19 protein-coding genes and 1 tRNA gene are annotated in these 21,462 nt (G+C 69.7%); 4 read left to right on the top strand and 16 right to left on the bottom strand.

Annotation, left to right across the window (positions count from 1 at the left end; translation table 11 throughout):
• Positions 1–171 precede the first annotated feature (171 nt).
• The 3 genes from C1703_RS14220 to C1703_RS14210 are packed head-to-tail and all read right to left on the bottom strand — an operon-like array spanning position 172 to position 3,446.
• Positions 172–1,092 (bottom strand): carbohydrate ABC transporter permease, encoded by a 921-nt coding sequence (locus C1703_RS14220; RefSeq protein ID WP_114252876.1) that lies wholly within the window; start codon positions 1,090–1,092, stop codon positions 172–174.
• Between the two features lie 12 nt (positions 1,093–1,104).
• The gene (locus C1703_RS14215; protein WP_114252874.1) at positions 1,105–2,115 is read right to left on the bottom strand and encodes a sugar ABC transporter permease; all 1,011 of its coding nucleotides are present in this window, start codon (positions 2,113–2,115) and stop codon (positions 1,105–1,107) included.
• Between the two features lie 5 nt (positions 2,116–2,120).
• Positions 2,121–3,446, bottom strand: a complete 1,326-nt coding sequence (locus tag C1703_RS14210) for an extracellular solute-binding protein (protein WP_114252872.1) — start codon at positions 3,444–3,446, stop codon at positions 2,121–2,123.
• Between the two features lie 410 nt (positions 3,447–3,856).
• Here C1703_RS14210 and C1703_RS14205 point away from each other — a divergent pair, with 410 nt between their 5' ends.
• Complete coding sequence (locus tag C1703_RS14205) at positions 3,857–4,912, top strand: LacI family DNA-binding transcriptional regulator (RefSeq protein WP_114252870.1); 1,056 nt, start codon at positions 3,857–3,859, stop codon at positions 4,910–4,912.
• Between the two features lie 124 nt (positions 4,913–5,036).
• On the opposite strand, the gene C1703_RS14195 is transcribed toward C1703_RS14205, so the two are convergent.
• From C1703_RS14195 to C1703_RS14175, 5 genes are all read right to left on the bottom strand, one after another.
• Positions 5,037–5,567 (bottom strand): NUDIX domain-containing protein, encoded by a 531-nt coding sequence (locus C1703_RS14195; protein ID WP_114252868.1) that lies wholly within the window; start codon positions 5,565–5,567, stop codon positions 5,037–5,039.
• A gap of 79 nt (positions 5,568–5,646) precedes the next feature.
• A tRNA-His gene (locus C1703_RS14190) sits at positions 5,647–5,719 on the bottom strand.
• Positions 5,720–5,834: 115 nt separating this feature from the next.
• Complete coding sequence (orn, locus tag C1703_RS14185; protein ID WP_114252866.1) at positions 5,835–6,437, bottom strand: oligoribonuclease; 603 nt, start codon at positions 6,435–6,437, stop codon at positions 5,835–5,837.
• A gap of 599 nt (positions 6,438–7,036) precedes the next feature.
• Positions 7,037–8,287, bottom strand: a complete 1,251-nt coding sequence (locus tag C1703_RS14180) for a helix-turn-helix domain-containing protein (protein WP_114252864.1) — start codon at positions 8,285–8,287, stop codon at positions 7,037–7,039.
• Between the two features lie 377 nt (positions 8,288–8,664).
• Positions 8,665–8,997, bottom strand: coding sequence for a hypothetical protein (locus C1703_RS14175; protein WP_114252862.1), 333 nt, complete (start codon positions 8,995–8,997; stop codon positions 8,665–8,667).
• Between the two features lie 305 nt (positions 8,998–9,302).
• Between C1703_RS14175 and C1703_RS14170 the strand changes: the two genes are divergently transcribed.
• Complete coding sequence (locus tag C1703_RS14170) at positions 9,303–9,830, top strand: universal stress protein (RefSeq protein ID WP_031114250.1); 528 nt, start codon at positions 9,303–9,305, stop codon at positions 9,828–9,830.
• Between the two features lie 123 nt (positions 9,831–9,953).
• Positions 9,954–10,520 carry a GPR1/FUN34/YaaH family transporter gene (locus C1703_RS14165; protein ID WP_114252860.1) on the top strand — a complete coding sequence of 189 codons (567 nt, stop codon included), beginning with the start codon at positions 9,954–9,956 and terminating at the stop codon, positions 10,518–10,520.
• A gap of 156 nt (positions 10,521–10,676) precedes the next feature.
• Here the strand turns inward: C1703_RS14165 and glmS are convergent, their stop codons facing one another.
• Positions 10,677–12,494, bottom strand: coding sequence for a glutamine--fructose-6-phosphate transaminase (isomerizing) (gene glmS / locus C1703_RS14160; RefSeq protein ID WP_114252858.1), 1,818 nt, complete (start codon positions 12,492–12,494; stop codon positions 10,677–10,679).
• Between the two features lie 12 nt (positions 12,495–12,506).
• Positions 12,507–12,764: a hypothetical protein gene (locus C1703_RS14155; protein ID WP_031114246.1), complete on the bottom strand. Its 258-nt coding sequence runs from the start codon at positions 12,762–12,764 to the stop codon at positions 12,507–12,509.
• A gap of 186 nt (positions 12,765–12,950) precedes the next feature.
• On the opposite strand from C1703_RS14155, the gene C1703_RS14150 reads away from it, so the two are divergent.
• A complete protein-coding gene (locus C1703_RS14150; protein ID WP_114252856.1) occupies positions 12,951–14,510 on the top strand; it encodes a metallophosphoesterase family protein in 1,560 nt (519 codons plus the stop codon).
• A 12-nt stretch (positions 14,511–14,522) separates the two neighbouring features.
• Here the strand turns inward: C1703_RS14150 and C1703_RS14145 are convergent, their stop codons facing one another.
• The 6 genes from C1703_RS14145 to desA form a co-directional block, all read right to left on the bottom strand.
• The gene (locus tag C1703_RS14145) at positions 14,523–15,404 is read right to left on the bottom strand and encodes a DUF4429 domain-containing protein (RefSeq protein ID WP_114252854.1); all 882 of its coding nucleotides are present in this window, start codon (positions 15,402–15,404) and stop codon (positions 14,523–14,525) included.
• A gap of 40 nt (positions 15,405–15,444) precedes the next feature.
• Positions 15,445–15,687 (bottom strand): transposase, encoded by a 243-nt coding sequence (locus C1703_RS39680; RefSeq protein WP_232840484.1) that lies wholly within the window; start codon positions 15,685–15,687, stop codon positions 15,445–15,447.
• A gap of 652 nt (positions 15,688–16,339) precedes the next feature.
• Positions 16,340–18,112 carry an IucA/IucC family siderophore biosynthesis protein gene (locus C1703_RS14135; RefSeq protein ID WP_114252852.1) on the bottom strand — a complete coding sequence of 591 codons (1,773 nt, stop codon included), beginning with the start codon at positions 18,110–18,112 and terminating at the stop codon, positions 16,340–16,342.
• Entirely contained in the window at positions 18,109–18,639 is a 531-nt protein-coding gene (locus C1703_RS14130) for a GNAT family N-acetyltransferase (RefSeq protein ID WP_114252850.1), read from the bottom strand. The genes C1703_RS14135 and C1703_RS14130 overlap by 4 nt, the downstream gene beginning before the upstream one ends.
• Positions 18,636–19,913 carry a lysine N(6)-hydroxylase/L-ornithine N(5)-oxygenase family protein gene (locus C1703_RS14125; protein ID WP_114252848.1) on the bottom strand — a complete coding sequence of 426 codons (1,278 nt, stop codon included), beginning with the start codon at positions 19,911–19,913 and terminating at the stop codon, positions 18,636–18,638. The genes C1703_RS14130 and C1703_RS14125 overlap by 4 nt, the downstream gene beginning before the upstream one ends.
• On the bottom strand, positions 19,897–21,339 hold the full coding sequence (desA, locus tag C1703_RS14120; protein ID WP_114252846.1) for a lysine decarboxylase DesA: 1,443 nt from the start codon (positions 21,337–21,339) through the stop codon (positions 19,897–19,899). Before desA ends, C1703_RS14125 begins: the two co-directional genes overlap by 17 nt.
• Between the last annotated feature and the right edge of the window lie 123 nt (positions 21,340–21,462).

Here is a 21,462-nt window from a genome sequence, read left to right as displayed (position 1 = left end):
AAGCGCTCCCATTGGGGGTCGTGGAGACCGACAGGTGGAGGGGAGGAGGGGGAGGAGGAGGAGGGGGCCGGGGCGGCACTGACCCGGCCCCCGGAAGAACGGGGGCGAGGGCGTCAGCCCGGGGGCCGGGGCGGCACTGACCCGGCCCCCGGAAGAACGGGGGCGAGGGCGTCAGCCCTTGACGGCGCCCTGCATGATGCCGCCCACGATCTGCTTGCCGAAGATCGCGAAGACCAGCAGCAGCGGCAGCGTGCCCAGCAGCGCGCCCGCCATGATCAGGGACTGGTCGGGCGTGTAACCGCGACCGAGGCCCGCGATCGCGACCTGCACGGTCGGATTGCCCATCTGGGTCAGCACCAGGAACGGCCACATGAAGTCGTTCCAGGTCTGCACGAACGTCAGCATCCCGAGCACCGCCATCGCGGGCCGCGCCGCCGGGAACACCACGTGCCACACCACGCGCCAGCTGCTCGCGCCGTCCACCCGGGCCGCCTCGATGATCTCGTCCGGCAGCGCCTGGATCAGGTACTGCCGCATGAAGAACACACCGAACGCGCTCACCAGCGACGGGAGGATCACCGCCTGCAACTGGTCGGTCCAGTCCAGCTTGGCGACCATCATGTACAGCGGGATCACACTCAGCTGCGGCGGCACCATCATCGTGCCGATCACGATCAGCATCAGCGCGCCGCGGCCCCGGAACCGCAGCTTGGCGAAGGCGAAACCGGCGATCGTCGACAGGAAGACGATGGTCAGCGAGGAAACCCCCGCGACGATCGTGGTGTTGAGGAACGCCTCACCGAGGTTGGCGTCCTTCCAGGCGATCTCCAGCTTGTCGAACAGCCCCGAGCCGAACCAGAACGGCGGCGGGGTCTGCGCGAGCCGCTGGTTGTCACGCGAGGCGGCGATCGCCGTCCACACCAGCGGGAACAGCGAGACGATCGTGAACACGATGAGGACCGCGTACGCGATCGGGCCGCCGTGCAGCTGCCCGCCCGCCCGGGCTGACTTCGGCAGACGGGGTCGTTTGGACGTGGTCGCGGGCGCCGCGCCGGGCGGCGGCGCGTCGGGGGGCGTCACAGTCGTCGTCACGGCCGGAACTCCTTAACTACTGGCGCGCAGCCGGCGCGAGATGACGTAGTTGACGATGCCGATGACGATCAGCATGAGGAACATCGTCCAGGCGATCGCCGAGGCCCGGCCCAGGTGCTGGGCCACCCAGCCCTGCTCGTACAGGTACAGGCCGAGTGTCTGGAACTGGTGCTCCGCGCCGCCGGAGGTGCCCTTGTTGGCGTCGAACAGCAGCGGCTCGCCGAAGACCTGGCTCGCGCCGATCGTCGACACGACACACGTGAACAGGATCGTCGGGCGCAGCGCCGGCAGCGTCACGTGGATGAACTGCTGCCAGCGGTTGGCCCCGTCCAGGGCCGCCGACTCGTACAGGTCCTGCGGGATCGCCTGCATCGCGGCCAGGTAGATCAGCGCGTTGTAGCCGGTCCAGCGCCAGATGATGATGGACGAGACGGCGATCTGCGAGAACCACTTGTCGTTCTGCCAGTCGACCGGGTTGACGCCGACCAGGTCGAGCGCCCAGTTGATCATGCCGTAGTCACGGCCGAAGAGCAGCACGAACACCAGCGAGGCGGCGGCGATCGACGTCGCGTACGGCGCGAGCATCGCGACCCGGAAGAACGTCGAGGCCCGCAGCTTGTAGTTGAGGATGTGGGCGATGCCCATCGCCATCAGCAGCTGCGGGACGGTGGAGATGATGCCGATGGTCAGGGTGTTCTTCGCCGCGTTCCAGAAGAACTCGTCGTCGAAGATCCGGGTGTAGTTGCGCAGCCCGACCCAGTTCATGTCGGTCGGCGCGGTCAGCTCCACCTGGTGCAGCGAGGCCCAGCCCGTGTAGATCAGCGGGAACAGGCCGAACGCGACGAACAGCAGGAAGAACGGCGAGACGAAGGCGTACGGGCTCCAGCGGATGTCCCGCTGCCAGCGCCGGGACAGCCGGTCCCGGCGCCGCCGCGCCTTCTCGTCGGCGGCGTCCCCGGGCGGGCGGCCCGGGGCCGCGCCCCCCTTCATGGGGGGCGCGGCGGTGTCGTGACGGGTGGTCATCCGGGTCACTGGTCCAGCTTGTTGTCGATGGTCTTGACGGCGGACTCCCAGGCCTCCTTGGCCGACTTGCCCTTCGTCACCAGGATCACGCCGTTGTCCGTCAGGCCCTGCATGATGATCTGGTCCTTCGGGCCGATCACCTGGACCGGGGCGGCCTTGGCGGCCTCCGCGAAGATCGGGCCGATCGCCTGGTCACCGGTCATCTCGTTCTTCGCGCCCGTCACTTCGGGCGTGGTGTAGGCGGCCGGAGTGCTCGGGAAGCTGCCCTGCACCTTGAACAGCTTCGCCTGCTGCTCCGGCGCGGTCAGCCAGGCCACGAACTTCTGGGCCTCCTTCACGTTCTTGCCGCTCTTCGGCACGGTGAGGAAGCTGCCGCCCCAGTTGCCGCCCTTGGGTGCCTCGGCGACGGCCCACTTGCCGGCCGCGTCCGGCTTCGAGTAGCCCTTGATCGTGCCCAGCATCCACGGCGGGCAGGCGATGGTGGCGAACTTGTTGTTGGCGATCGAGGAGTTCCAGCCCGGCTGGAACTGCGTCTCCGACTGGACGAGGCCCTTCTCGGCGGCCTCGGAGGTCAGGTCGAAGGCGGCCTTCACGGCCGGGTTGGTCTTGTAGATGACCTTGCCGGACTTGTCGTAGAACTTCTCCTCCTCGCTGCCGATGATCGCCTGGATCAGACCGCCGGGGGAGTCCATGAAGAAGGTGCCCTTGGGGGCCTTCGCCTTGTACCGCTCGCCGACGTCGACGAGCTTGGCCCAGTCACCGGCCCACAGCTTGCCGACCTCGGCCGGGTCGGTGGGCAGACCGGCCTGCTTGAAGAGGTCCGTGCGGTAGCAGATGGCCATCGGGCCGACGTCGGTGCCGAGGCCGATGGTCCTGCCGTCCTTGGTGGTGGCCTGCTCCCACTTCCAGGGCAGCCACTTGCTCTTGTCCACGCCCGGGGCCTTGGACATGTCCTCGAGCTTGTCGGCCTGGGTGGCCGTGACCTCGGCGATGTTGGCGACTTCGACGGCCTGGACGTCCAGCAGACCGCTGTTGGTGGTGAGGTGGTTCAGCAGGGCCGGGTAGTAGTTCTCGTTCCGCTGGACGGAGTTCTCGGAGATCTTGATGTTCGGGTTGAGCTTCTCGTACTCGGCGTAGAGGCCGGCCTCCTTGAAGCCCATGGTGCCGAAGAGACCGATCGAGAGCGTCGTCTTGCCGCCGCTGTCGCCGTCCGAGGAGCCGGAGCCGTTGCTCTTGCCGTCGTCGGCACAGCCGGCCAGCAGCCCGGCGCCCAGCGACGCGGCGGCCGCGAGGACCATCGCCTTGCGGGCGGTTCGGATGCGTGCTCGCATGTCGTCCTCCTGTTGCCCTGACGTGCCGACCCCCCGGCCAACTGCATGGTTGCACCCGTTTTGGCTCGCTGCGGCTCGGGCGGGGAACGTGCGGGTTGTGTATGTGTCAGGTAGTGTGGGAGCGCTCCCACCAGTGATGTGTTGAAGAGTCCCCGGTCGTGGCGGGGGTGTCAAGGGACAGGGCAGGGAGAGATGCGTTCAGTTATCGGGACGTTAACTGGACCCCGGCCGGAGCCCGTTGCGGCCCCGGTCGGCGGTATCCGGCCGGCCGGCGGGCCGGCCGGATGGGCTCGCCGGGCCCAAGCGGAACGCCCGGGCGGCTAGCCGCCGGGAGCGGTCACTACAGCTGACGAGCCTGTTAAATTCCAGGCCAGCCGCAGAGTGCGGGTGTGGAGGGGAAGGCGGAGCCCATGGCAAGCCACGGAGCGCGGGGCCGAAGCGGTGGCCGGCCCACCCTCGAAGAGGTGGCGGCGCGCGCCGGTGTCGGCCGCGGCACGGTCTCCCGGGTGATCAACGGTTCGCCCCGGGTGAGTGACGCGACCCGCGCGGCCGTCGAGGCGGCGGTGGCCGAGCTCGGCTACGTGCCCAACACCGCGGCCCGCGCCCTCGCCGCCAACCGCACGGACGCCATCGCGCTGGTCGTGCCCGAGCCGGAGACCCGGTTCTTCTCCGAACCGTACTTCTCGGACATGCTGAAGGGCGTCGGGGCCGCGCTGTCCGACACCGAGATGCAGCTGCTGCTGATCTTCGCGGGCAGCGACCGCGAGCGCCGCCGCCTCGCCCAGTACCTGGCGGCGCACCGGGTGGACGGTGTCCTGCTGGTCTCGGTGCACGCGGACGACCCGCTGCCGGACCTCCTCGCCCAGCTGGAGATCCCGGCGGTGATCAGCGGCCCGCGATCGGCGGCGGAGACGCTGCCGTCGGTCGACTCGGACAACTACGGCGGCGCCCGGCAGGCGGTGGAGCACCTGCTGTCCCGGGGCCGCCGCCGGATAGCCCACATCACCGGCCGCCTCGACGTGTACGGTGCCCAGCGCCGCATCGACGGCTACCGCGAGGCCCTGATCGACGCGGGTCACGGGGTGGACGAGGCGCTGATCGAGCCGGGCGACTTCTCGGAGGAGGGCGGCCGCCGGGCCATGGCGGCGCTGCTGGAACGCGCCCCGGGCCTGGACGCGGTCTTCGCCGCCTCCGACGTCACCGCGGCCGGCGCCCGCCAGGCCCTGCGCGAGGCGGGCCGCCGCATCCCCGACGACGTGGCGCTCGTCGGCTACGACGACTCGGCCATCGCCCGCCACATGGAACCGCCCCTCACCAGCGTCCGCCAGCCCATAGAGGAGATGGGCCGCCGGATGATCGACCTCCTCCTCACGGAGGTCGCCGACCGCCGCCCCCTCGCGTCCCGCGGGCTGGAGCGCCGGCAACTGGTCCTGGCGACGGAGCTGGTGTCCCGGTCGTCCTCGTGACGGGCCACCCCCTGCTGGACATCGCGGGGGTCGCCCGGGCCGAGCCGTATCCGCGCCTGGCGGGGAACGGCGGCCCGACTCGCGGTCGTGGCACGGGCCACGCGTCCCGACCCGGCCGAACGGTTCAGGGACGTGGGGGAGTCGGCGGCGGCGTGGCGGCGGTCGGTTCCCTGAGGGCCAGGTAGCGGCGCAGTGCGTCCACACCGTCAGGCACGAACGCCCACCTGCGGAGTGCCTCGCGCAACTCCCGCTCGCCGAACCAGCCGTGCCAGGCGATCTCGGACGGTTCGGGGGTCAGGGGCCCGGACACGACGGCCTCGTGCACCCCGAGCCAGTACGGGCTGATCGCCCCGCGGCACAGGAACCTCACGACGGGCCGCACCGGCACCCGCACCCCCAGCTCCTCGGCCAGCTCCCGCACCGCCGCCTCCTCGTACGACTCGCCGACCCCGACGGCCCCGCCGATGAGCCAGTCGTACTGCCCCGGAAACCGGGACACGTGCTCCGGCCTCCGATACACGAGCACGCGCCCGCGCGGATCACGGCACACCGTCGTCGCGACCCGGTGCAGCCAGCCGTTCCGGATCGCCTCGTCCCGGTCGACGACCCCGACCACCCGGTCCTGCTCGTCGACCCGCTCCACCGGCTCACCCATGTCCGTCACGATCCCACGGGCGTACGGACCAAAAGCATCAGCCGGTGGCTTCTTCCGAAGCCACCGGCTGATTGCTCAGGGTGAGTGACGGGACTCGAACCCGCGGCATCCTGGACCACAACCAGGTGCTCTACCAGCTGAGCTACACCCACCATGACCGGCTTGGAGGTCAGTGATGTCCCCGACCGGCCGAGAAAAAGTGTACAGGGTCCGAAGGGGTGCTCGCGCACGGCTTTCGCGGCGCCCCTCGACCGGCCCCCGCCCCGCCTACTGGGCAGGCAGGACGTGCTTCGCGGCGATCGCCTTCGCGGTGTCCGAGTCGGGCCCGGGCTGCGGGACGAAGAGGGCCTCGCGGTAGTAGCGCAGTTCGGCGATGGATTCGCGGATGTCGGCGAGCGCGCGGTGGTTGCCGTTCTTCTGCGGGCTGTTGAAGTACGCCCTCGGGTACCAGCGGCGGGCCAGCTCCTTGATCGACGACACGTCGACGATCCGGTAGTGGAGGTAGTCCTCCAGGGTCGGCATGTCGCGCAGCAGGAAGCCGCGGTCCGTGCCGACGGAGTTGCCGCACAGCGGGGCCTTGCCCGGCTCCTTGACGAACTCCCTCACGTACGTCAGGACCTGCTCCTCGGCGTCCTTCAGTGTCGTGCCGTTCTCCAGTTCGGCGAGGAGTCCGGACGCGGTGTGCATCTGACGCACCACCTCCGGCATCGTCTCCAGCGCCCGCTCCGGCGGCCGGATGACGATGTCCACGCCGTCGCCGAGCACGTTCAGCTCGGAGTCGGTGACGAGGGCGGCCACCTCGATGAGCGCGTCGTCCGACAGCGAGAGGCCGGTCATCTCGCAGTCGATCCACACCATGCGATCGTTCATGTGTCTAACCTTACGGCGTCGCTCCGCGGGTCGGCCGTGTGTGCGGGTGCGGTTGTCTGCCGGGCCGGGGGTGTTGTCGCCCGGCTCTCCCCGGGGGCTGCCGCCCCCGGACCCCCGCTTCGGCCTGAACGGCCTCGTCCTCAAGCGCCGGACGGGCTGGGTGTGGCTGATCGCCGTCGTGCGCGAGCGCCGGACGGGCCGGGGTGTGGTTGAGCGCCTGGTGCGCGAGCGCCTGATGAGGTGGTGTGGCTGATCGCCGTGGTACGCCGAGCGTCCGGCGGGCGGGGATGTGGCTGATCGCCGTCGCGCGCGAGCGTCGGACCGGCGGTCGGGGTGTGGCTGATTGCCGTCGTGCGCGAGCGCCGGACGGGCCGGGGTGTGGTTGAGCGCCTGGTGCGCGAGCGCCTGATGAGGTGGTGTGGCTGATCGCCGTGGTACGCCGAGCGTCCGGCGGGCGGGGATGTGGCTGATCGCCGTCGCGCGCGAGCGTCGGACCGGCGGTCGGGGTGTGGTTGACCTCCGCTGTCGTCCTCCGGGCACGTGCTCGAACGCCGGGCGGCCGAGTGGTCAGGTCGGGCGCCCGGCGGTTCGAGGTCACGTCATGGTGCGCTGCGCTGTCCCGGCAGGCTCGCCGACAGGGCCGGACCGGACGCGCTCGCGGCCGCCGTGCGGCGGGACTGGAGCGGGACGGGGTGCTCCGGGTGCAGCGCGGCCGGCGCCTGACCGGACTGGCCGGGATGCCCGGGGTGGCCGGTGTGGCCCATGTGGCCCGGCGTGCTGCCGGAGCCGGGGCCGCCCGGGCCGCCGTCGGTGTCCTGGGGCCGCTCGCCCTGCGGGCGCCGGGCGCGGTACGCCGCCCGGTACGCCGCCGGGGACGAGCCGAGCTGACGGCGGAAGTGGCCGCGCAGAGCCACCGGTGAGCGGAAGCCGCAGCGGCCCGCCACCTCGTCCACCGAGTAGTCCGACGTCTCCAGCAGGCGCTGCGCCTGGAGTACCCGCTGAGTGATCAGCCACTGGAGCGGGGCCGAACCCGTCAGCGAGCGGAAGCGGCGGTCGAACGTACGCCGGCTCATGTACGCGCGTGCCGCCAGCGTCTCCACGTCGAACTGTTCGTGGAGGTGCTCCAGCGCCCAGGCGACGACCTCGGCGAGCGGGTCGGCGCCGATCTCCTCGGGTAAAGACCTGTCGAGGTAGCGCTCCTGCCCGCCGGACCGGCGCGGCGGGACCACCAGGCGGCGGGCCAGGGCCCCTGCCGCCTCGTTGCCGTGGTCCGTCCGCACGATGTGGAGACAGAGATCGATTCCGGCCGCCGTGCCCGCCGACGTGAGCACGTCGCCGTCGTCCACGAAGAGTTCCCGTGGATCGACGTGCACGGACGGATAGCGCTTGGCCAGCGTCGGCGCGTACATCCAGTGGGTCGTCGCGGGACGGCCGTCCAGCAGGCCGGCCGCCGCGAGGACGAAGGCGCCGGTGCACAGCCCGACGATGCGGGCGCCCTCCTCGTGGGCGCGGCGCAGCGCGTCGAGCGCCTCGTCCGGTGGCGGAGAAGTGATCGAACGCCAGGCCGGTACGACGACCGTGCCCGCGCGCGAGATCGCTTCCAGGCCATGCGGTGCGCTGAGTTCCAGGCCCCCTGTGGTCCGCAGCGGGCCGTCCTCACCGCCGCACACCAGCAGTCGGTAGCGCGGTACGCCGGCGTCCTGGCGGTCGATCCCGAACACCGACAACGGTATGGAACTCTCGAAGATGGGGCCGCCGCTGAACAGCAGCACCGCGACGATCTCCTTGCGGCGTCGCCCGGAAAGCTTCCGGGCCGCGGCTTCCGGCGCGGCAGTGGAGTCGTGGCTCATACTGCTAAGCCCCCCTCGGTGGTCGCGGCTCCTCGGTTGTGTCGCTCCTGCACGTTTCCCCTCGGTCCTGCACGAGTCCCCCGCCGTAGACAGTCAAGATCGAATCTACTGTGTCGCATCGCGCCGAGGTGGCCGGTTCGGCACTCGGCACATTGTCGACTTGGCAACTTGGCGTGAAGCATTCGATCACGAAGCGTTGCACTCGTGGGGCGTGCAGGGAAGTGCGCCTTGTCGCAGTGGCCAATCCACGTAGGGTGCGCAGACCCCCTGAGGCCCTTTCCGTGCAGGTCGAACGGGGGTTGGGGGGTGGTTCGGCGGGGTGATGCACCGGTGCGAGAAGTTGGCTGAAAAGCAGCGTGCGTGTGCGCGGAAACCGGTCAGCCGACCGGTGTATCTCCGCCGCTGTGCCGTCCGCCACGGTGCGACCCCGTTCCGGTGCGGTGGTGCCGTCCCCGGTGGGGCGCCCGGTCCTCGGCCGCGAGGCGGGCCGCGCCGCGCTCGGACTGGCGCAGCAGGACCCGGCAGGCGGCCGTGACGGCGGCGAGCCCGAGGGCCGTGCCGGCGGCGCCGGCGAGGGAGGCGCCGTAGCCGAGGAGTACGACCGGTACGAGCAGGCAGCTGAAGGCCGCCCAGCGGACCACGTCCGTCGCGGTGTCCCGCGGCGGCGGGGTCGCGCGGTCCGCCTCCGGGGCGGGGCGAGGTCCGGGCATGCGTGCTCCCTGTGGCGTGACTCACGGGGTTCAACGCGTGGCCGGGACGTCGGTCACTGGCTGACCGGATCACCCCCACGGGTAAGTGAATCCTGTGCAAACCGCCTGTACAGCGCAGCAACCATTGCGTTACGGGCGTCGCCTCGTGCATGCTCCCTGGAACCCGCACGCACGGCGGGCGGGATCTGGGCTAAGGAGGCGTGCCGCCGTACCCTTGGGGGTATGGGGTTGGGAAGACCATTCCCGGACACAGCTCCGCCGCACACTGTCGTCCCCCATATAAGGATCACAACGCCGAGACAGCCATGGCCGGTCACGAATTCTTCGAACCCGCGGACCGCAAGCGGCCCGTCGCCGATCCCACGGCGGCCGAGCCCCTGGCGGCGGAAGAGCCACGCCATTCCTGCGACCCCGCCTTCAAGCACGGGGTCGTGGTCGGCTTCGACGGCTCCACGTCCAGTGAGCGCGCCCTGGCGTACGCGATCGGCATGGCCCATCGCTCCGGGTCGGGCCTGATCATCGTCCACGTGGCCAACCGGCTGCCGACCACGGTGTGGGCCGGCTGCGAGCCGCCCGTGTTCGTGGACGTGCCGGACCACCGCACCGAGGTGCTCGGCCTGGAACTGGCCTGTGCGGACTACTTGGCCGAGGTGCCCTGGATCCTGGTCGAGCGCGGCGGTGACATCTGCCACGAACTCGAAGAGGTCGGCCGGGAGTACGAGGCCGACGCGATCGTCGTCGGGTCGACGCACGGCATCGTGGGCCGGATCTTCGGCTCCGTCGCCGGGCGGCTCGCCAAGCGGGCGCAGCGGCCCGTGGTCGTCATTCCCTGAGCGTCAACTCCCTTGCTGCCCTGGTGCGGTGCGTAAATCTACTCGCGCGTAGAGGTGTTTGTGCCCTTGTGAAGGGCATATACGGGACACCGCACAACTGCACATGCACGAAGGGAGCCCGCCGTGGACAAAGACGTCTCCGCGGGAAGCGGAATCACGACCGTGGTCGGTCGACTCGCCCTCGGAATCACCCTGTTGGCCTTCGGACTGGGGCACACCGCCGTGATCGACGGTGTGTCGGCCGCCGACGCCGTATCAATCGCCCAGTACGTGGGCGGCATCGCGCTCTTCCTCGCCGGGCTGGTGGCCCTCCGAGCCGGTGACACCGTCGGTGGTACGGCGTTCTCCGTACTCGGGGCGTTGTGGTTCACCTGGGCCGTGTCCGTCGGCGCGGAGGTCTCCGCCAACGCGGCAGGGCTGTTCCTGTTGTTGTTCGCGCTGGTGGCGCTGTCTCTGACGCTGGCCGGTGGGGACCAGCTCGGGCAGGGCGTGTACGGGCTGTTCTTCGTCTCGCTGCTGCTGCTCGCGATCGCCGCTTTCGCGGAGAACGACGGGCTGGCGAAGGTCGGTGGGTGGTTCGCCGTGGCTGCGGGGGCCGTTGCCTGGTATGCGGCCACGGCGGCGCTGGCGCACTGGCCCACGGCGCTTCCGCGACGCGCTGCCGGCCGGGGAGTGACGGCCACCGGTTAGCCGCGCAGGCTGGGGAGTTGGGCGGCTTCCCGGCGATCGAAACGGACCCCCCGTGCGTGGTGGCAGCACGTGGGGGTCCGTCCTCGTTCGTCGGCCTGTGCGGGTGCGTGGGGGTCGTTCGCGCAGTTCCCCGCGCCCCTGAGAAAAGAAGGTCGGTTACTCCACCGTCACCGACTTGGCCAGGTTGCGGGGCTTGTCGATGTCCCTGCCCAGGGCCAAGGCCGTGTGGTACGCCAGGAGTTGGAGGGGGATGCCCATCAGGATCGGGTCGAGTTCGTCCTCGTTCTTCGGGACGACGATCGTCTCGTCGGCCTTCTCCTGGTGCTGGTGGGCCACCGCGAGGATCTGGCCGCTGCGGGCCTTGATCTCCTCCATGGCGGCGCGGTTCTTCTCCAGGAGGTCGTCGTCGGGGACGATCGCGACCGTGGGGAGGGCCGGCTCGATCAGGGCCAGGGGGCCGTGCTTGAGCTCGGAGGCCGGATAGGCCTCGGCGTGGATGTACGAGACCTCCTTGAGCTTCAGGGACGCCTCGCGGGCCACCGGGTAGCCCCGGACGCGGCCGATGAAGAGCATCGAGCGGGCCTCGGCGTACTGCACGGCCAGCTTCTTGACCTGCTCCTCCTGCTCCATGATCTCGGCGATCTGGGCGGGCAGCTTGCGCAGGCCCTCGATGATCCGCTTGCCGTCGCGGACCGAGAGGTCGCGGGTGCGGCCGAGGTGCAGGGCGAGCAGGGCGAAGGCGACCGTGGTGTTGGTGAAGCACTTGGTGGAGACGACGCAGACCTCGGGCCCGGCGTGCACGTAGATGCCGCCGTCGGCCTCGCGGGCGATCGCCGAGCCGACCACGTTCACCACGCCCAGGACGCGGGCGCCCTTGCGCTTCAGCTCCTGCACGGCGGCCAGCACGTCGTAGGTCTCGCCCGACTGGGAGACCGCGACGTAGAGGGTGTCGGGGTCGACGACCGCGTTGCGGTAGCGGAACTCGGAGGCGGGCTCGGCGTCGGCGGGGATGCGGGCCAGCTCCTCGATCATCTGGGCGCCGATCATGCCCGCGTGGTACGAGGTGCCGCAGCCGAGGATCTTCACGCGGCGGATGCGGCGGGCCTCACGGGCGTCCAGGTTGAGGCCGCCCAGGTGCACGGTGGAGAAGCGGTCGTCGATGCGGCCGCGCAGCACGCGGTCCACGGCGTCGGCCTGCTCGTGGATCTCCTTGTGCATGTAGGTGTCGTGGCCGCCCATGTCGTAGGAGGCGGCCTCCCACTCGACCGTGGTCGGCTCGGCCGTCGTGCGGGTGCCTTCCGTGGTGTACGTGCGGAAGTCGTCGGCCTTGAGGGTGGCCATCTCGCCGTCGTCCAGCGTGACTATCTGGCGGGTGTGGGCGACCAGCGCGGCGATGTCCGAGGCGACGAACATCTCCTTCTCGCCGATGCCGAGGACGACCGGGGAGCCGTTGCGGGCGACGACGATCCGGTCGGGGAAGTCGGCGTGCATCACGGCGATGCCGTACGTGCCCTCGATGAGCCGGAGGGTCTCGCGGACCTTGTCCTCCAGCTTGGTCGCCTGCGAGCGGGCGATGAGGTGGACGAGGACCTCGGTGTCGGTCTCGGAGAGGAACTCGACGCCGTCCGCCTCCAGCTTGCGGCGCAGGTCGGAGGCGTTGTCGATGATGCCGTTGTGGACGACGGCGACCTTGCCCTCGGCGTCCAGGTGCGGGTGGGCGTTCACGTCGGAGGGGGCGCCGTGGGTGGCCCAGCGGGTGTGGGCGATGCCGGTGGTGCCCTTGAAGCGGGCCGGGACCTTGGCCTCCAGGTCACGGACGCGGCCCTTGGCCTTGACCATCTTCAGGCCGGACGTCTTCGGGGACGTGACGACGATGCCCGCGGAGTCGTAGCCGCGGTACTCCAGGCGCTGCAGGCCCTCCAGGAGCAGGGGAGCGACGTCACGCTTCCCGATGTAACCGACGATTCCGCACATGTATACGTATTCCTAGCCGTAGACGATGCGCCGCAGCTGCCGGAGCGAGAGCTCCGGCGGGGCCACCGCGCGGTACTTGAGGTCCGCCTCGATCCGCTCGAAGATCGCCGCGTTCACCAGGCCCTGGGCCTGGAGCTCGCGGTGGCGGCGACGGACGTACTCCTCGGTCGTCTCGTCGAAGTAGGCGAGCACGTCCTGGATCACGCGCAGCGCCTCGCCCCGGCTGAGGGGCGTGGACCGCGTCAGATGATCTACGAGTTCGTCGTGCACTCGCTAGATCCTGGGGTACCGACGGCTCTTTCGCAAGAATTCTGCCCGATTTCGGGCAAGTGTCTGAGGGGAATCTTTGGGGGAACGTTGAACCCGTCATGAGGGCTTGTTCGTGCGGTGTCCACCGGACGTCCCGCGTCCCGTTGCCCGAGGCGTCGATTTTTGGACGCCATGGACATTCCTCGTATGGGCGTACCCGAGCGGCTCGCCGAGCGCATGAGCATGGCCGAGCAGCACGAGTACCTGCGCGCCCGCTTCTCGCGGCGCACGATGATCAGAGGCGGTGCCGTCACGCTCGGTGCCGTCGCGGGTGGCGCGTTCGTGCCCGGCGCCACCGCCCAGGCCGCCGTTCCGAGCGGCCGCCCCAGCAGCGAGACCGTCGACGGGGCGCACGTCGCCCCCTTCGGCCGTCACCTCGCCTACGGCACCGACCCGCGCACCGAGATGACCGTCTCGTGGCAGGTCCCGGTCGCCGTGAAGAAGCCGTTCATCCGGATCGGCGCCCACCCCTGGGACCTCTCCCGCAAGATCGAAGCCGAGGTCCGCACCCTCTTCACGCCCGCCGGTGTCGGTGCCAGCGGCAACCACACCCAGTACTACGTCCACGCCAAGCTGGCCCGCCTGCGCCCGGGCCGGACGTACTACTACGGCGTCGGCCACGAGGGCTTCGACCCGGCCGAGCCGCACCTGCTGGGCACCCTCGGCACCTTCACCACCGCCCCCGCGCACAAGAAGCCGTTCACCTTCACCGCCTTCGGCGACCAGGGCGTCAGCTACCACGCGCTGGCCAACGACAGCCTGATCCTCGGCCAGAACCCGGCCTTCCACCTGCACGCCGGCGACATCGCCTACGGCGACCCGGCCGGCCAGGGCAGGACCGACGACACCGGCTTCGACTCGCGCGTGTGGGACCAGTTCCTCGCCCAGACCGAGTCCGTCGCCAAGTCGGTGCCGTGGATGCCCGCCTACGGCAACCACGACATGGAGGCCTGGTACTCGCCCAACGGCTACGGCGGCGAGGAGGCCCGCTGGACCCTCCCGGACAACGGCCCCGACAAGAAGAACCTCCCGGGCGTCTACTCCTTCGTCCACGGCAACACGGCCGTCATCTCGCTCGACGCCAACGACATCTCCTTCGAGATCCCGGCTAACCTGGGCATCTCGGGCGGCACCCAGACCAAGTGGCTGGAAGCCCAGCTGAAGAAGTACCGGGCCGCGCACGACATCGACTTCATCGTCGTGTTCTTCCACCACTGCGCCTACTGCACCTCCACCTCCCACGCCTCCGAGGGCGGGGTCCGGCAGGAGTGGGTGCCGCTGTTCGAGAAGTACACGGTGGACCTGGTCATCAACGGCCACAACCACCAGTACGAGCGCACCGACGTGATCAAGGGGAACAAGGTCGCCAAGAAGCTCCCCATCGGCGGCACCGCCTACCCGGAGACCGACGGCGTGGTGTACGTGACGGCCGGTGCGGCGGGCCGCAGCCTCTACGCGTTCAGCGCCCCGCTGTCCTACGAGGGCAACGAGCACGAGGTGGACTCCGTGGCCTCGTTCGTCAACCTCAAGGACGGCAAGCAGGACGAGACCGTCGCCTGGTCCCGGGTGCGTTACCTCGACTACTCCTTCCTGCGCGTGGACGTCACGCCCGCGCCCAAGGGGCGGCTCGCCACGCTGAAGGTGCGCGGCATCGCCGAGAACGGCGAGCAGGTGGACCACTTCACGGTGGCACGCAGGGCGAAGTAGCGCCCCGGGCTGTCACATCCGCTTCAGGACCGCCTGCTTGGCCGCCGTGAACTCGTCGTCCGTGAGCACGCCCGTGCGGTGCAGCTCACCGAGTTCGCGCAGGCGGCGCAGCAGGGCGTCGTGGTCGTCCTCGGCGGGCGCGACCGGAGGAGAAGGCAGTTCCGGTCGCGCGTCCCGCACGGCGGCGGCGGTCTGGGCCGGGTGCGGAAGCCTGGCCTGGACCGCCGCCGCGACCAGCGCCATCAGCGGGTCCTTCTTGAAGCCCCACAGCTCCACGGCGTTGGGGTCGTACTTGGGCGGAGCCTTGGTGGGCGCGTTGCGCACCACGAAGCGGAGGTGGCCGTTCTCCAGGCCGGCCGCCGGGTGCCACTCCACGCCCGTGATGTCGCCGAGCGCGAGCGTGCGGGTACCGGCGGCGGCCTTGGCGTCCTCCGTCTTCCAGTTCCACTCCAGGCGTATGCGCTCGCCGTCGAAGCTCGCGGTGCCGTCCCCGGCGGAGACCGAGAGCGGCACGGCCGGTCCCGGCAGCAGGTACTCGGTCACCGGGTCCGTCGGCACCTGGTCCAGCAGCAGCGCGTTGCGGACCTCGTCCGTGAAGTACTCGGCGACCCCGTAGCGGTCGGACTCGACGATCAGCTGGTACGGGTCGTGGGGCTCGGTGAGCCGCCCGCCGGTCGCGTGCAGCAGCGGATCGGCGCCGTCCCGCAGGCGCAGCCGCAGCCGGCCGCTCTTCTTGCCCTGCTCGAACGAGACCCCCGCCAACGCCCCCAGCGGGACGACCAGTTCACCCAGCTCCCTGCGCAGCAGGCTGACGTTCTTGTCCCGCCCGGGGGTCAGCCGCAGGGCGTCGCCGTCGAAGATCCACGAGCCGTCCTTCTGGATGATTTCCGCCATGGGTTGACATCCTCCCCCTCTGAAAGAGCGAGATTCCAACCTATTTGGGTTGAGGTTCACGGGCGCTCGAACGGCTGGTGGCCGTTGTCACCCCTCCGGCACCGGCTGATCGCCGGGGGCGGGGGATCCCGCCCTGTCCTGCCGCGACGTTGATACTGGCGTTGGTGTCCGCATTGCAGGCGAAGCCGCAGGAGGAACAGACGAACTCGGCTCGGCTCTCGCGCGAGTTCTTGTCGATCCATCCGCAGGCACTGCACCGCAGACTGGTGTAGGGGGCGGGCACGTCTTCGACCCGGCCGGGGGCTTTGTGTCCGGTGCGCTGCCGCAGAAGCCCCCAGGTCTTCTCGCGCCAGTCCTTGCGCCGGTTCGCCTCCCGCGCCTTGAGCCTGGCGGCCTTCGCGTGCTCGGCCGCCTTGGCGGCGCTGCCTTTCGGGGCTCTGGCCGCCCGCCGCTGGTGCCGATCACCGTATCCGTGCCGGGCACGGGGAGCGGTTCAGGGACGAGGGCGAACGCGATATGCCACTGCCCGTTGCGGAAGGTGACCCGAAACGACTTCGCCTCGGGCAGCTTGGCACCCTTGCCTTTGACGCCGAGGCGGAAGCGGACCCAGCCGCAGCCGGGCACCCTGACCTGAGCCCACCGTCGGTTGAGCTTGTGCACCGCGACCGACCGGCCCATGACCTGCCTGCCGGTCTTCGCCGTTCCGCTTCGGCGACCCGTCCGCGCGATGTTCCGGTACGCGGTCGGTGCCGATGACTCGAGAGCTCTCGTGCACATGCTTCCCGCGCCAGGTCGGCTCACCGAACCCGGAAGTGAACCTGGCGTTCTTGGCCCTGGCGAAGTCCTTCAAGGCCTGCTGCTGCACGCCAGTGCGAGTGCTGTATGACGGGCACCCCGGAGGACCGTACTCCGGGGTGCCCGTCTGTTCGGGGGGGTCAGAACTCCGCGATCGGGTTCTTCAGGTTGCCCACCAGTTGGAGGGCGCCGGACGGGTCCGCGAGGTCGACCATCTGCTCGTTGTTGCGGAGCTGGAGGCGGTTGAGGCAGGAGAGGGCGAACTCGGGGGTGAACATGTCGTACTGCTTGAACTTGTCGGCGAGTTCGGGCGTCGACTCCTGGTAGGCGCGGGTGACCTCCGCGACCGTGCGCCAGAAGTCGTCCTCCTCCAGGATTCCCTCGGTGGCGAGGTTCGCCGCGAGGAAGCGGAAGAAGCAGTCGAAGACGTCCGTGAAGATCGACAGGAGTTTCTTGTCCTCCGGGACCTCCACGCGCAGCCGCTCGACCGTCGGTGGCAGCACCGCGTCCGGGTCCATGACCGCGATCTCCTCGGCGATGTCCTTGTAGATCGCCCGCTGCACCACCCCGTCCTTCAGCACGAGGATGACGTTCTCGCCGTGCGGCATGAAGACCAGGTCGTAGGCGTAGAAGCTGTGCAGCAGCGGGGTGAAGTAGGCCTGGAGGTAGCGGCGCAGCCACTCCTTCGGGGCGAGGCCCGACCGCTCGATCAGCGCGCCCGCGACGGAGGCGCCCTGGTCGTCAATGTGGACCAGCGAGGCCATGGTGGCCAGCTGCTCGCCCTCCTGGAGGGACGGCACCGGGCTCTCCCGCCACAGCGCGGCGAGCATCTTGCGGTACGGGGAGTAGCGGTCTGTCGCCTGCTCGTACTCCAGGTGCCGGTAGCCGACGGCCGCGCGCTCGCGGATGATCGACAGGCCCGTGGCCTTCAGCACCGGGTCGCCCTCGATGAGCTGCGCCAGCCAGTCGTTGATCGCCGGCGTGGCCTCCATGTAGGCCGCCGACAGGCCGCGCATGAAGCCCATGTTGATGACGGACAGGGCCGTCTTCACGTAGTGCTTCTCGGGGCTGGTCCTGTTGAAGAAGGTGCGGATGGACTGCTGGGCGAGGTATTCGTCGTCGCCCTCGCCCAGGCACACCAGGTGTTTCCGGGCGACCTCGGCAGCGAAGGTGACCGTGAGCTTGTTCCACCACTGCCAGGGGTGGACCGGGATGAACAGGTAGTCGGCGGGGTCGAGGTCCTGGTCGCGCAGGACGGCGTGGAAGCGCTCGACCGTCTCCGCGCCCAGCTCCTCGCGCAGGAACGACTCGTACTCGATGCCCACGCCGGCCGTGAACGCGGCACGCGAGCGGTGTGCCGCCAGCCAGACGAGCCGGACCGGGCTCGCCGTCTCGGGGGCGTACGAGAGGTACTCGTGGATGCCGAAGCCGAGCCGGCCGTTGTTGGCCACGAAGCAGGGGTGGCCCTCGGTCATCGAGGTCTCGATGGTCTGGAAGTCGGCGCGGGCCAGCTCGGCCGCCGTGGTCTTCGGCTTGGTGAGCTTGTAGCAGGTGCCGGAGAGGGTGGAGGAGATCTCCTCCAGGTAGACCGGCAGGATGCTGTCGCTCAGGCCCAGGGACTTCCGCAGCTCGATGAAGAAGTCCAGGGCGGCCAGGGGGAGTTCGGCGCCGTCCCGGTGGCGGGTGATCGACTCGGCGTCGATCTGCCAGTGGTCCAGGGCGCGGACCGTCGCGGCGAAGGTGTACCGGGTCAGGCCGTCGTCGCTGCGGACGACGTAGGTGCCCTCGGCGGTGGCCTCCGGCGTGATGAGGCGCTCGTGCGCGAACTCGGCGAGCGCCTTGCGGATCAGGAGGCGGTTGGCCCGCGCCCAGCGGTGGGGGGACAGATGCGCCACGGCGTCGGACAGGGTCATACGGCAACTCCTCGGGCGGCCAGGAACTGTGCGCGCGTGCAGAAGCTGAGCAGCGCGCGCTTCTCCGGCTTCTGGATCTCGCGCTCGGGTACGAACCCGACGGCCTCGTTCAGGGCGTGGACGGCCTTGTTGTCCACGTCGGGCTCGACGACGACACGTTCCACCGCCGGGTCCTCGAAGAGGTGCTCCATCACGGCGGTGATGACGGACCGGGTGAAGCCGCGCACGGGCGTGTCGGTCGGCGGGGTGAGGAAGTGCATGCCGATGTCGCCCGGCCGCGGCTCGTACAGGCCCACCAGCTCGCGGTGGGCCGGGTCGTACTTCTCCATCAGGAAGGCGGGGACACCGTCCTGGAGGCCGAGTTCGGCGTGGTGGTGCTCGTCGGCCGCGATCTCCATGTAGGCGCGCTCGACGTCCTCCAGTTTCGCGTCCTGCATCATCCAGAAGGCGGCCTTGGGGTGGGTGACCCAGGCGTGCAGGAGCTCGGCGTCCTTCAGCGGGTCGAGGGGGCGGAACGTGAAGGTCATACCGAGAACTCCTGGAACGCGATCGTCTTCTCCACCGGGTAGTACTCGGAGCCGAGCAGCTCGCGGATGATGTACGCGTTCCGGTAGGGGCCCATGCCCAGGTCGGGGCTGGTGATGCTGTGGGTGTGGACGCCGGCGTTCTGCAGGAAGATCCCCCGGCCGGTGACGTCGATGGCGTAGTTGCGTGCGACGTCGAAGTTGCCCCGGGAGTCGTAGCGCAGGCGGTCGCGGACCGGCGTGAGGAACTCCGGCTCGGCGTAGCGGTAGCCCGTGGCCAGGATCAGGCCCTCGGAGGTCAGCTCGAAGTCCTTCTCCTGCTCCTCCTGGCGGAAGGACAGGGTGTACGTGCCGTTCTCGTACGAGGCCGCGGTCAGCGCGGAGTTGGTGAGCAGCCGCGTCGGGACCGGGCCGCCGAGGTTCTTCTGGTAGAGCAGGTCGAAGATCTCGTTGATCAGGTCGCCGTCGATGCCCTTGAACAGGCCCTTCTGCTCGGCCGTGAGGCGGTAGCGGGTCGCCTCGGGCAGTTCGCGGAAGTAGTCGACGTACTCGGGGGACGTCATCTCCAGCGTGAGCTTGGTGTACTCCAGCGGGAAGAAGCGCGGGGAGCGGGTGACCCAGTTCAGGCGGTAGCCGTGGACGTCGATCTCGCTGAGCAGGTCGTAGTAGATCTCGGCCGCCGACTGGCCCGAGCCGACCAGCGTGATGGAGTCCTTCTTCTGCAGCTCCGCCTTGTGCCGGAGGTAGCGGGAGTTGTGGATGAAGTCGCCGCCCAGGCCCTGGCAGGCCTCGGGGATGTGGGGCGGGGTGCCGGTGCCGAGGACCAGGTGACGGGCGCGGAACACGTCCCCGGCCTCGGTGCGCACGACGTAGACGTCGTCCTCGTAGGTCACCTCCGTCACCGTCGTGCTGAAGCGGATGCTGCTCAGCTTGTGCGCGGCCCAGCGGCAGTAGTCGTCGTACTCGACCCGCAGCGGGTAGAAGTTCTCCCGGATGTAGAACGAGTACAGCCGGCCCTTCTCCTTCAGGTAGTTCAGGAAGGAGTACGGCGACGTCGGGTCGGCGAGGGTGACCAGGTCCGACATGAACGGCGTCTGCAGGTGGGCGCCGTCGAGGAACATCCCCGCGTGCCACTCGAAGTCGGGCTTCGACTCCAGGAAGACGCCGTCGAGTTCGGCGATGGGCTCGGTCAGGCAGGCCAGGCCGAGGTTGAAGGGGCCGAGCCCGATGCCCACGAAGTCATGGGTTCCGGTCGGGTTGTCAGGACGCGCGGTCAAGGGACTCTCCCAGGTACTGCTCGGCGTGGCCGGCGATCAGATCGAGGACGGCGGCGATGTCGGACGCCTGCGTCTCGGGGTTGAGCAGGGTGAACTTCAGGTAGTGGCGGCCGCCCACCTTGGTGCCCGCGACGATGGCGTCACCGGAGGCGAACAGGGCCTTGCGGGCGTAGAGGTTGGCCCGGTCGATCTCGGCGGGGTCGGTGACGGCGGCCGGGATGTAGCGGAAGACGAGGGTGGACAGGCTCGGCTCGACCACCACGTCGAAGCGCGGGTCGGCGGCGAGCAGCTTCCAGCCCTCCCGGGCCAGTTCGCACACCTCGTCGAAGAGCTGCCCGATGCCGTCGGCGCCCATGGTCCGCAGCGTCATCCACAGCTTGAGGGCGTCGAAGCGGCGGGTGGTCTGCAGGGACTTGTCCACCTGGTTGGGGATACGTTCCTGCACCATGCGGCGCGGGTTGAGGTACTCGGCGTGGTAGGTGGCGTGGCGCAGCGTCGTGGCGTCCCGTACGAGCACGGCCGAGGAACTGACCGGCTGGAAGAAGGACTTGTGGTAGTCGACGGTGACCGAGTCGGCGCGCTCGATGCCGTCGATGCGGTCGCGGTGCTTCAGGGAGGCGAGCAGGCCGCAGCCGTAGGCGGCGTCGACGTGCATCCAGGTGGTGAACTGCTCGCACAGCTCGGCGATCTCGGGCAGCGGGTCGATGGAGCCGAAGTCGGTGGTGCCGGCGGTGGCGACGACGGCCATGGGGACGAGGCCGTCCGCCGTGCAGCGCTCCAGCTCGCGGGCGAGGGCGACGGTCTGCATGCGCTTGTCGTGGTCGACGGGTATGGAGACCACGGCGTCCTGGCCGAGCCCGAGCAGCTTCGCGGACTTCTTCACGCTGAAGTGGCTGACCTCGGAGGCGAAGATGCGCAGTTTGGCGAGCGTGTCGGTCTTGGCCTCCTCGCGGGCGAGCAGCAGCGCCTGGAGGTTGGACTGGGTGCCGCCGGAGGTGAACACGCCGTCGGCGTTCTCGCCGAGGCCGATGCGGGCCGTCGTCCAGTCGATCAGTTTCCGCTCGATGAGCGTGCCGCCGGCGGACTGGTCCCAGGTGTCCAGGGAGGAGTTCACGGCGGACAGGACGGCCTCGCCCAGCACGGCCGGGATGACGACCGGGCAGTTGAGGTGGGCCAGGTAGCGCGGGTGGTGGAAGTAGATCGCGTCCCGGAGGTAGACCTCCTCCAGTTCGTCGAGCACCGCGGCGGTGTCGTGCAGCGGCTGGTCGAGGTCGATCTCGTCGACGCGGGGAGCGAGGGCGTCGACGCTGACGCCGGTGAACGGCCGGTCGGTGGCGGCGATTTTGGCGGCCACCCGCTCGACTCCTTCGGTCACGGAGCGGCGGTACTGCTCCGCGGTGGTGTCGTTGAGCAGGTGCGAGCGCATGTGGGGGTCCTCCGGTGGGGACAGTCCGGTGCGGGACAGGGGCGAGCCCGATCTAACTCAGGTAAGCCTAACCTAAGTTGATCGAGAGGAGGTCGGCCCCTGCCGTGACTGTGGTCACTCAGA

The sequence above is a fragment of the Streptomyces sp. Go-475 genome (genome assembly GCF_003330845.1).
In the GTDB taxonomy this organism is placed as follows: domain Bacteria; phylum Actinomycetota; class Actinomycetes; order Streptomycetales; family Streptomycetaceae; genus Streptomyces.
Note: the sequence above shows the minus strand (reverse complement) of the source record. Positions and strands in the feature narration are given on the sequence as shown.

What these genes read in the sequence shown, in the direction of transcription:
- orn (WP_114252866.1), bottom strand. Translation starts at nt 6,437, where the DNA reads ATGAACGATCGCATGGTGTGGATCGACTGCGAGATGACCGGCCTCTCG.
- C1703_RS14205 (WP_114252870.1), top strand. Translation starts at nt 3,857, where the DNA reads ATGGCAAGCCACGGAGCGCGGGGCCGAAGCGGTGGCCGGCCCACCCTC.
- C1703_RS14130 (WP_114252850.1), bottom strand. Translation starts at nt 18,639, where the DNA reads ATGACCTTCACGTTCCGCCCCCTCGACCCGCTGAAGGACGCCGAGCTC.
- C1703_RS14150 (WP_114252856.1), top strand. Translation starts at nt 12,951, where the DNA reads ATGGGCGTACCCGAGCGGCTCGCCGAGCGCATGAGCATGGCCGAGCAG.
- C1703_RS14170 (WP_031114250.1), top strand. Translation starts at nt 9,303, where the DNA reads ATGGCCGGTCACGAATTCTTCGAACCCGCGGACCGCAAGCGGCCCGTC.
- C1703_RS14210 (WP_114252872.1), bottom strand. Translation starts at nt 3,446, where the DNA reads ATGCGAGCACGCATCCGAACCGCCCGCAAGGCGATGGTCCTCGCGGCC.
- C1703_RS14145 (WP_114252854.1), bottom strand. Translation starts at nt 15,404, where the DNA reads ATGGCGGAAATCATCCAGAAGGACGGCTCGTGGATCTTCGACGGCGAC.
- C1703_RS14195 (WP_114252868.1), bottom strand. Translation starts at nt 5,567, where the DNA reads ATGGGTGAGCCGGTGGAGCGGGTCGACGAGCAGGACCGGGTGGTCGGG.
- desA (WP_114252846.1), bottom strand. Translation starts at nt 21,339, where the DNA reads ATGCGCTCGCACCTGCTCAACGACACCACCGCGGAGCAGTACCGCCGC.
- glmS (WP_114252858.1), bottom strand. Translation starts at nt 12,494, where the DNA reads ATGTGCGGAATCGTCGGTTACATCGGGAAGCGTGACGTCGCTCCCCTG.
- C1703_RS14180 (WP_114252864.1), bottom strand. Translation starts at nt 8,287, where the DNA reads ATGAGCCACGACTCCACTGCCGCGCCGGAAGCCGCGGCCCGGAAGCTT.
- C1703_RS14135 (WP_114252852.1), bottom strand. Translation starts at nt 18,112, where the DNA reads ATGACCCTGTCCGACGCCGTGGCGCATCTGTCCCCCCACCGCTGGGCG.
- C1703_RS14175 (WP_114252862.1), bottom strand. Translation starts at nt 8,997, where the DNA reads ATGCCCGGACCTCGCCCCGCCCCGGAGGCGGACCGCGCGACCCCGCCG.
- C1703_RS14215 (WP_114252874.1), bottom strand. Translation starts at nt 2,115, where the DNA reads ATGACCACCCGTCACGACACCGCCGCGCCCCCCATGAAGGGGGGCGCG.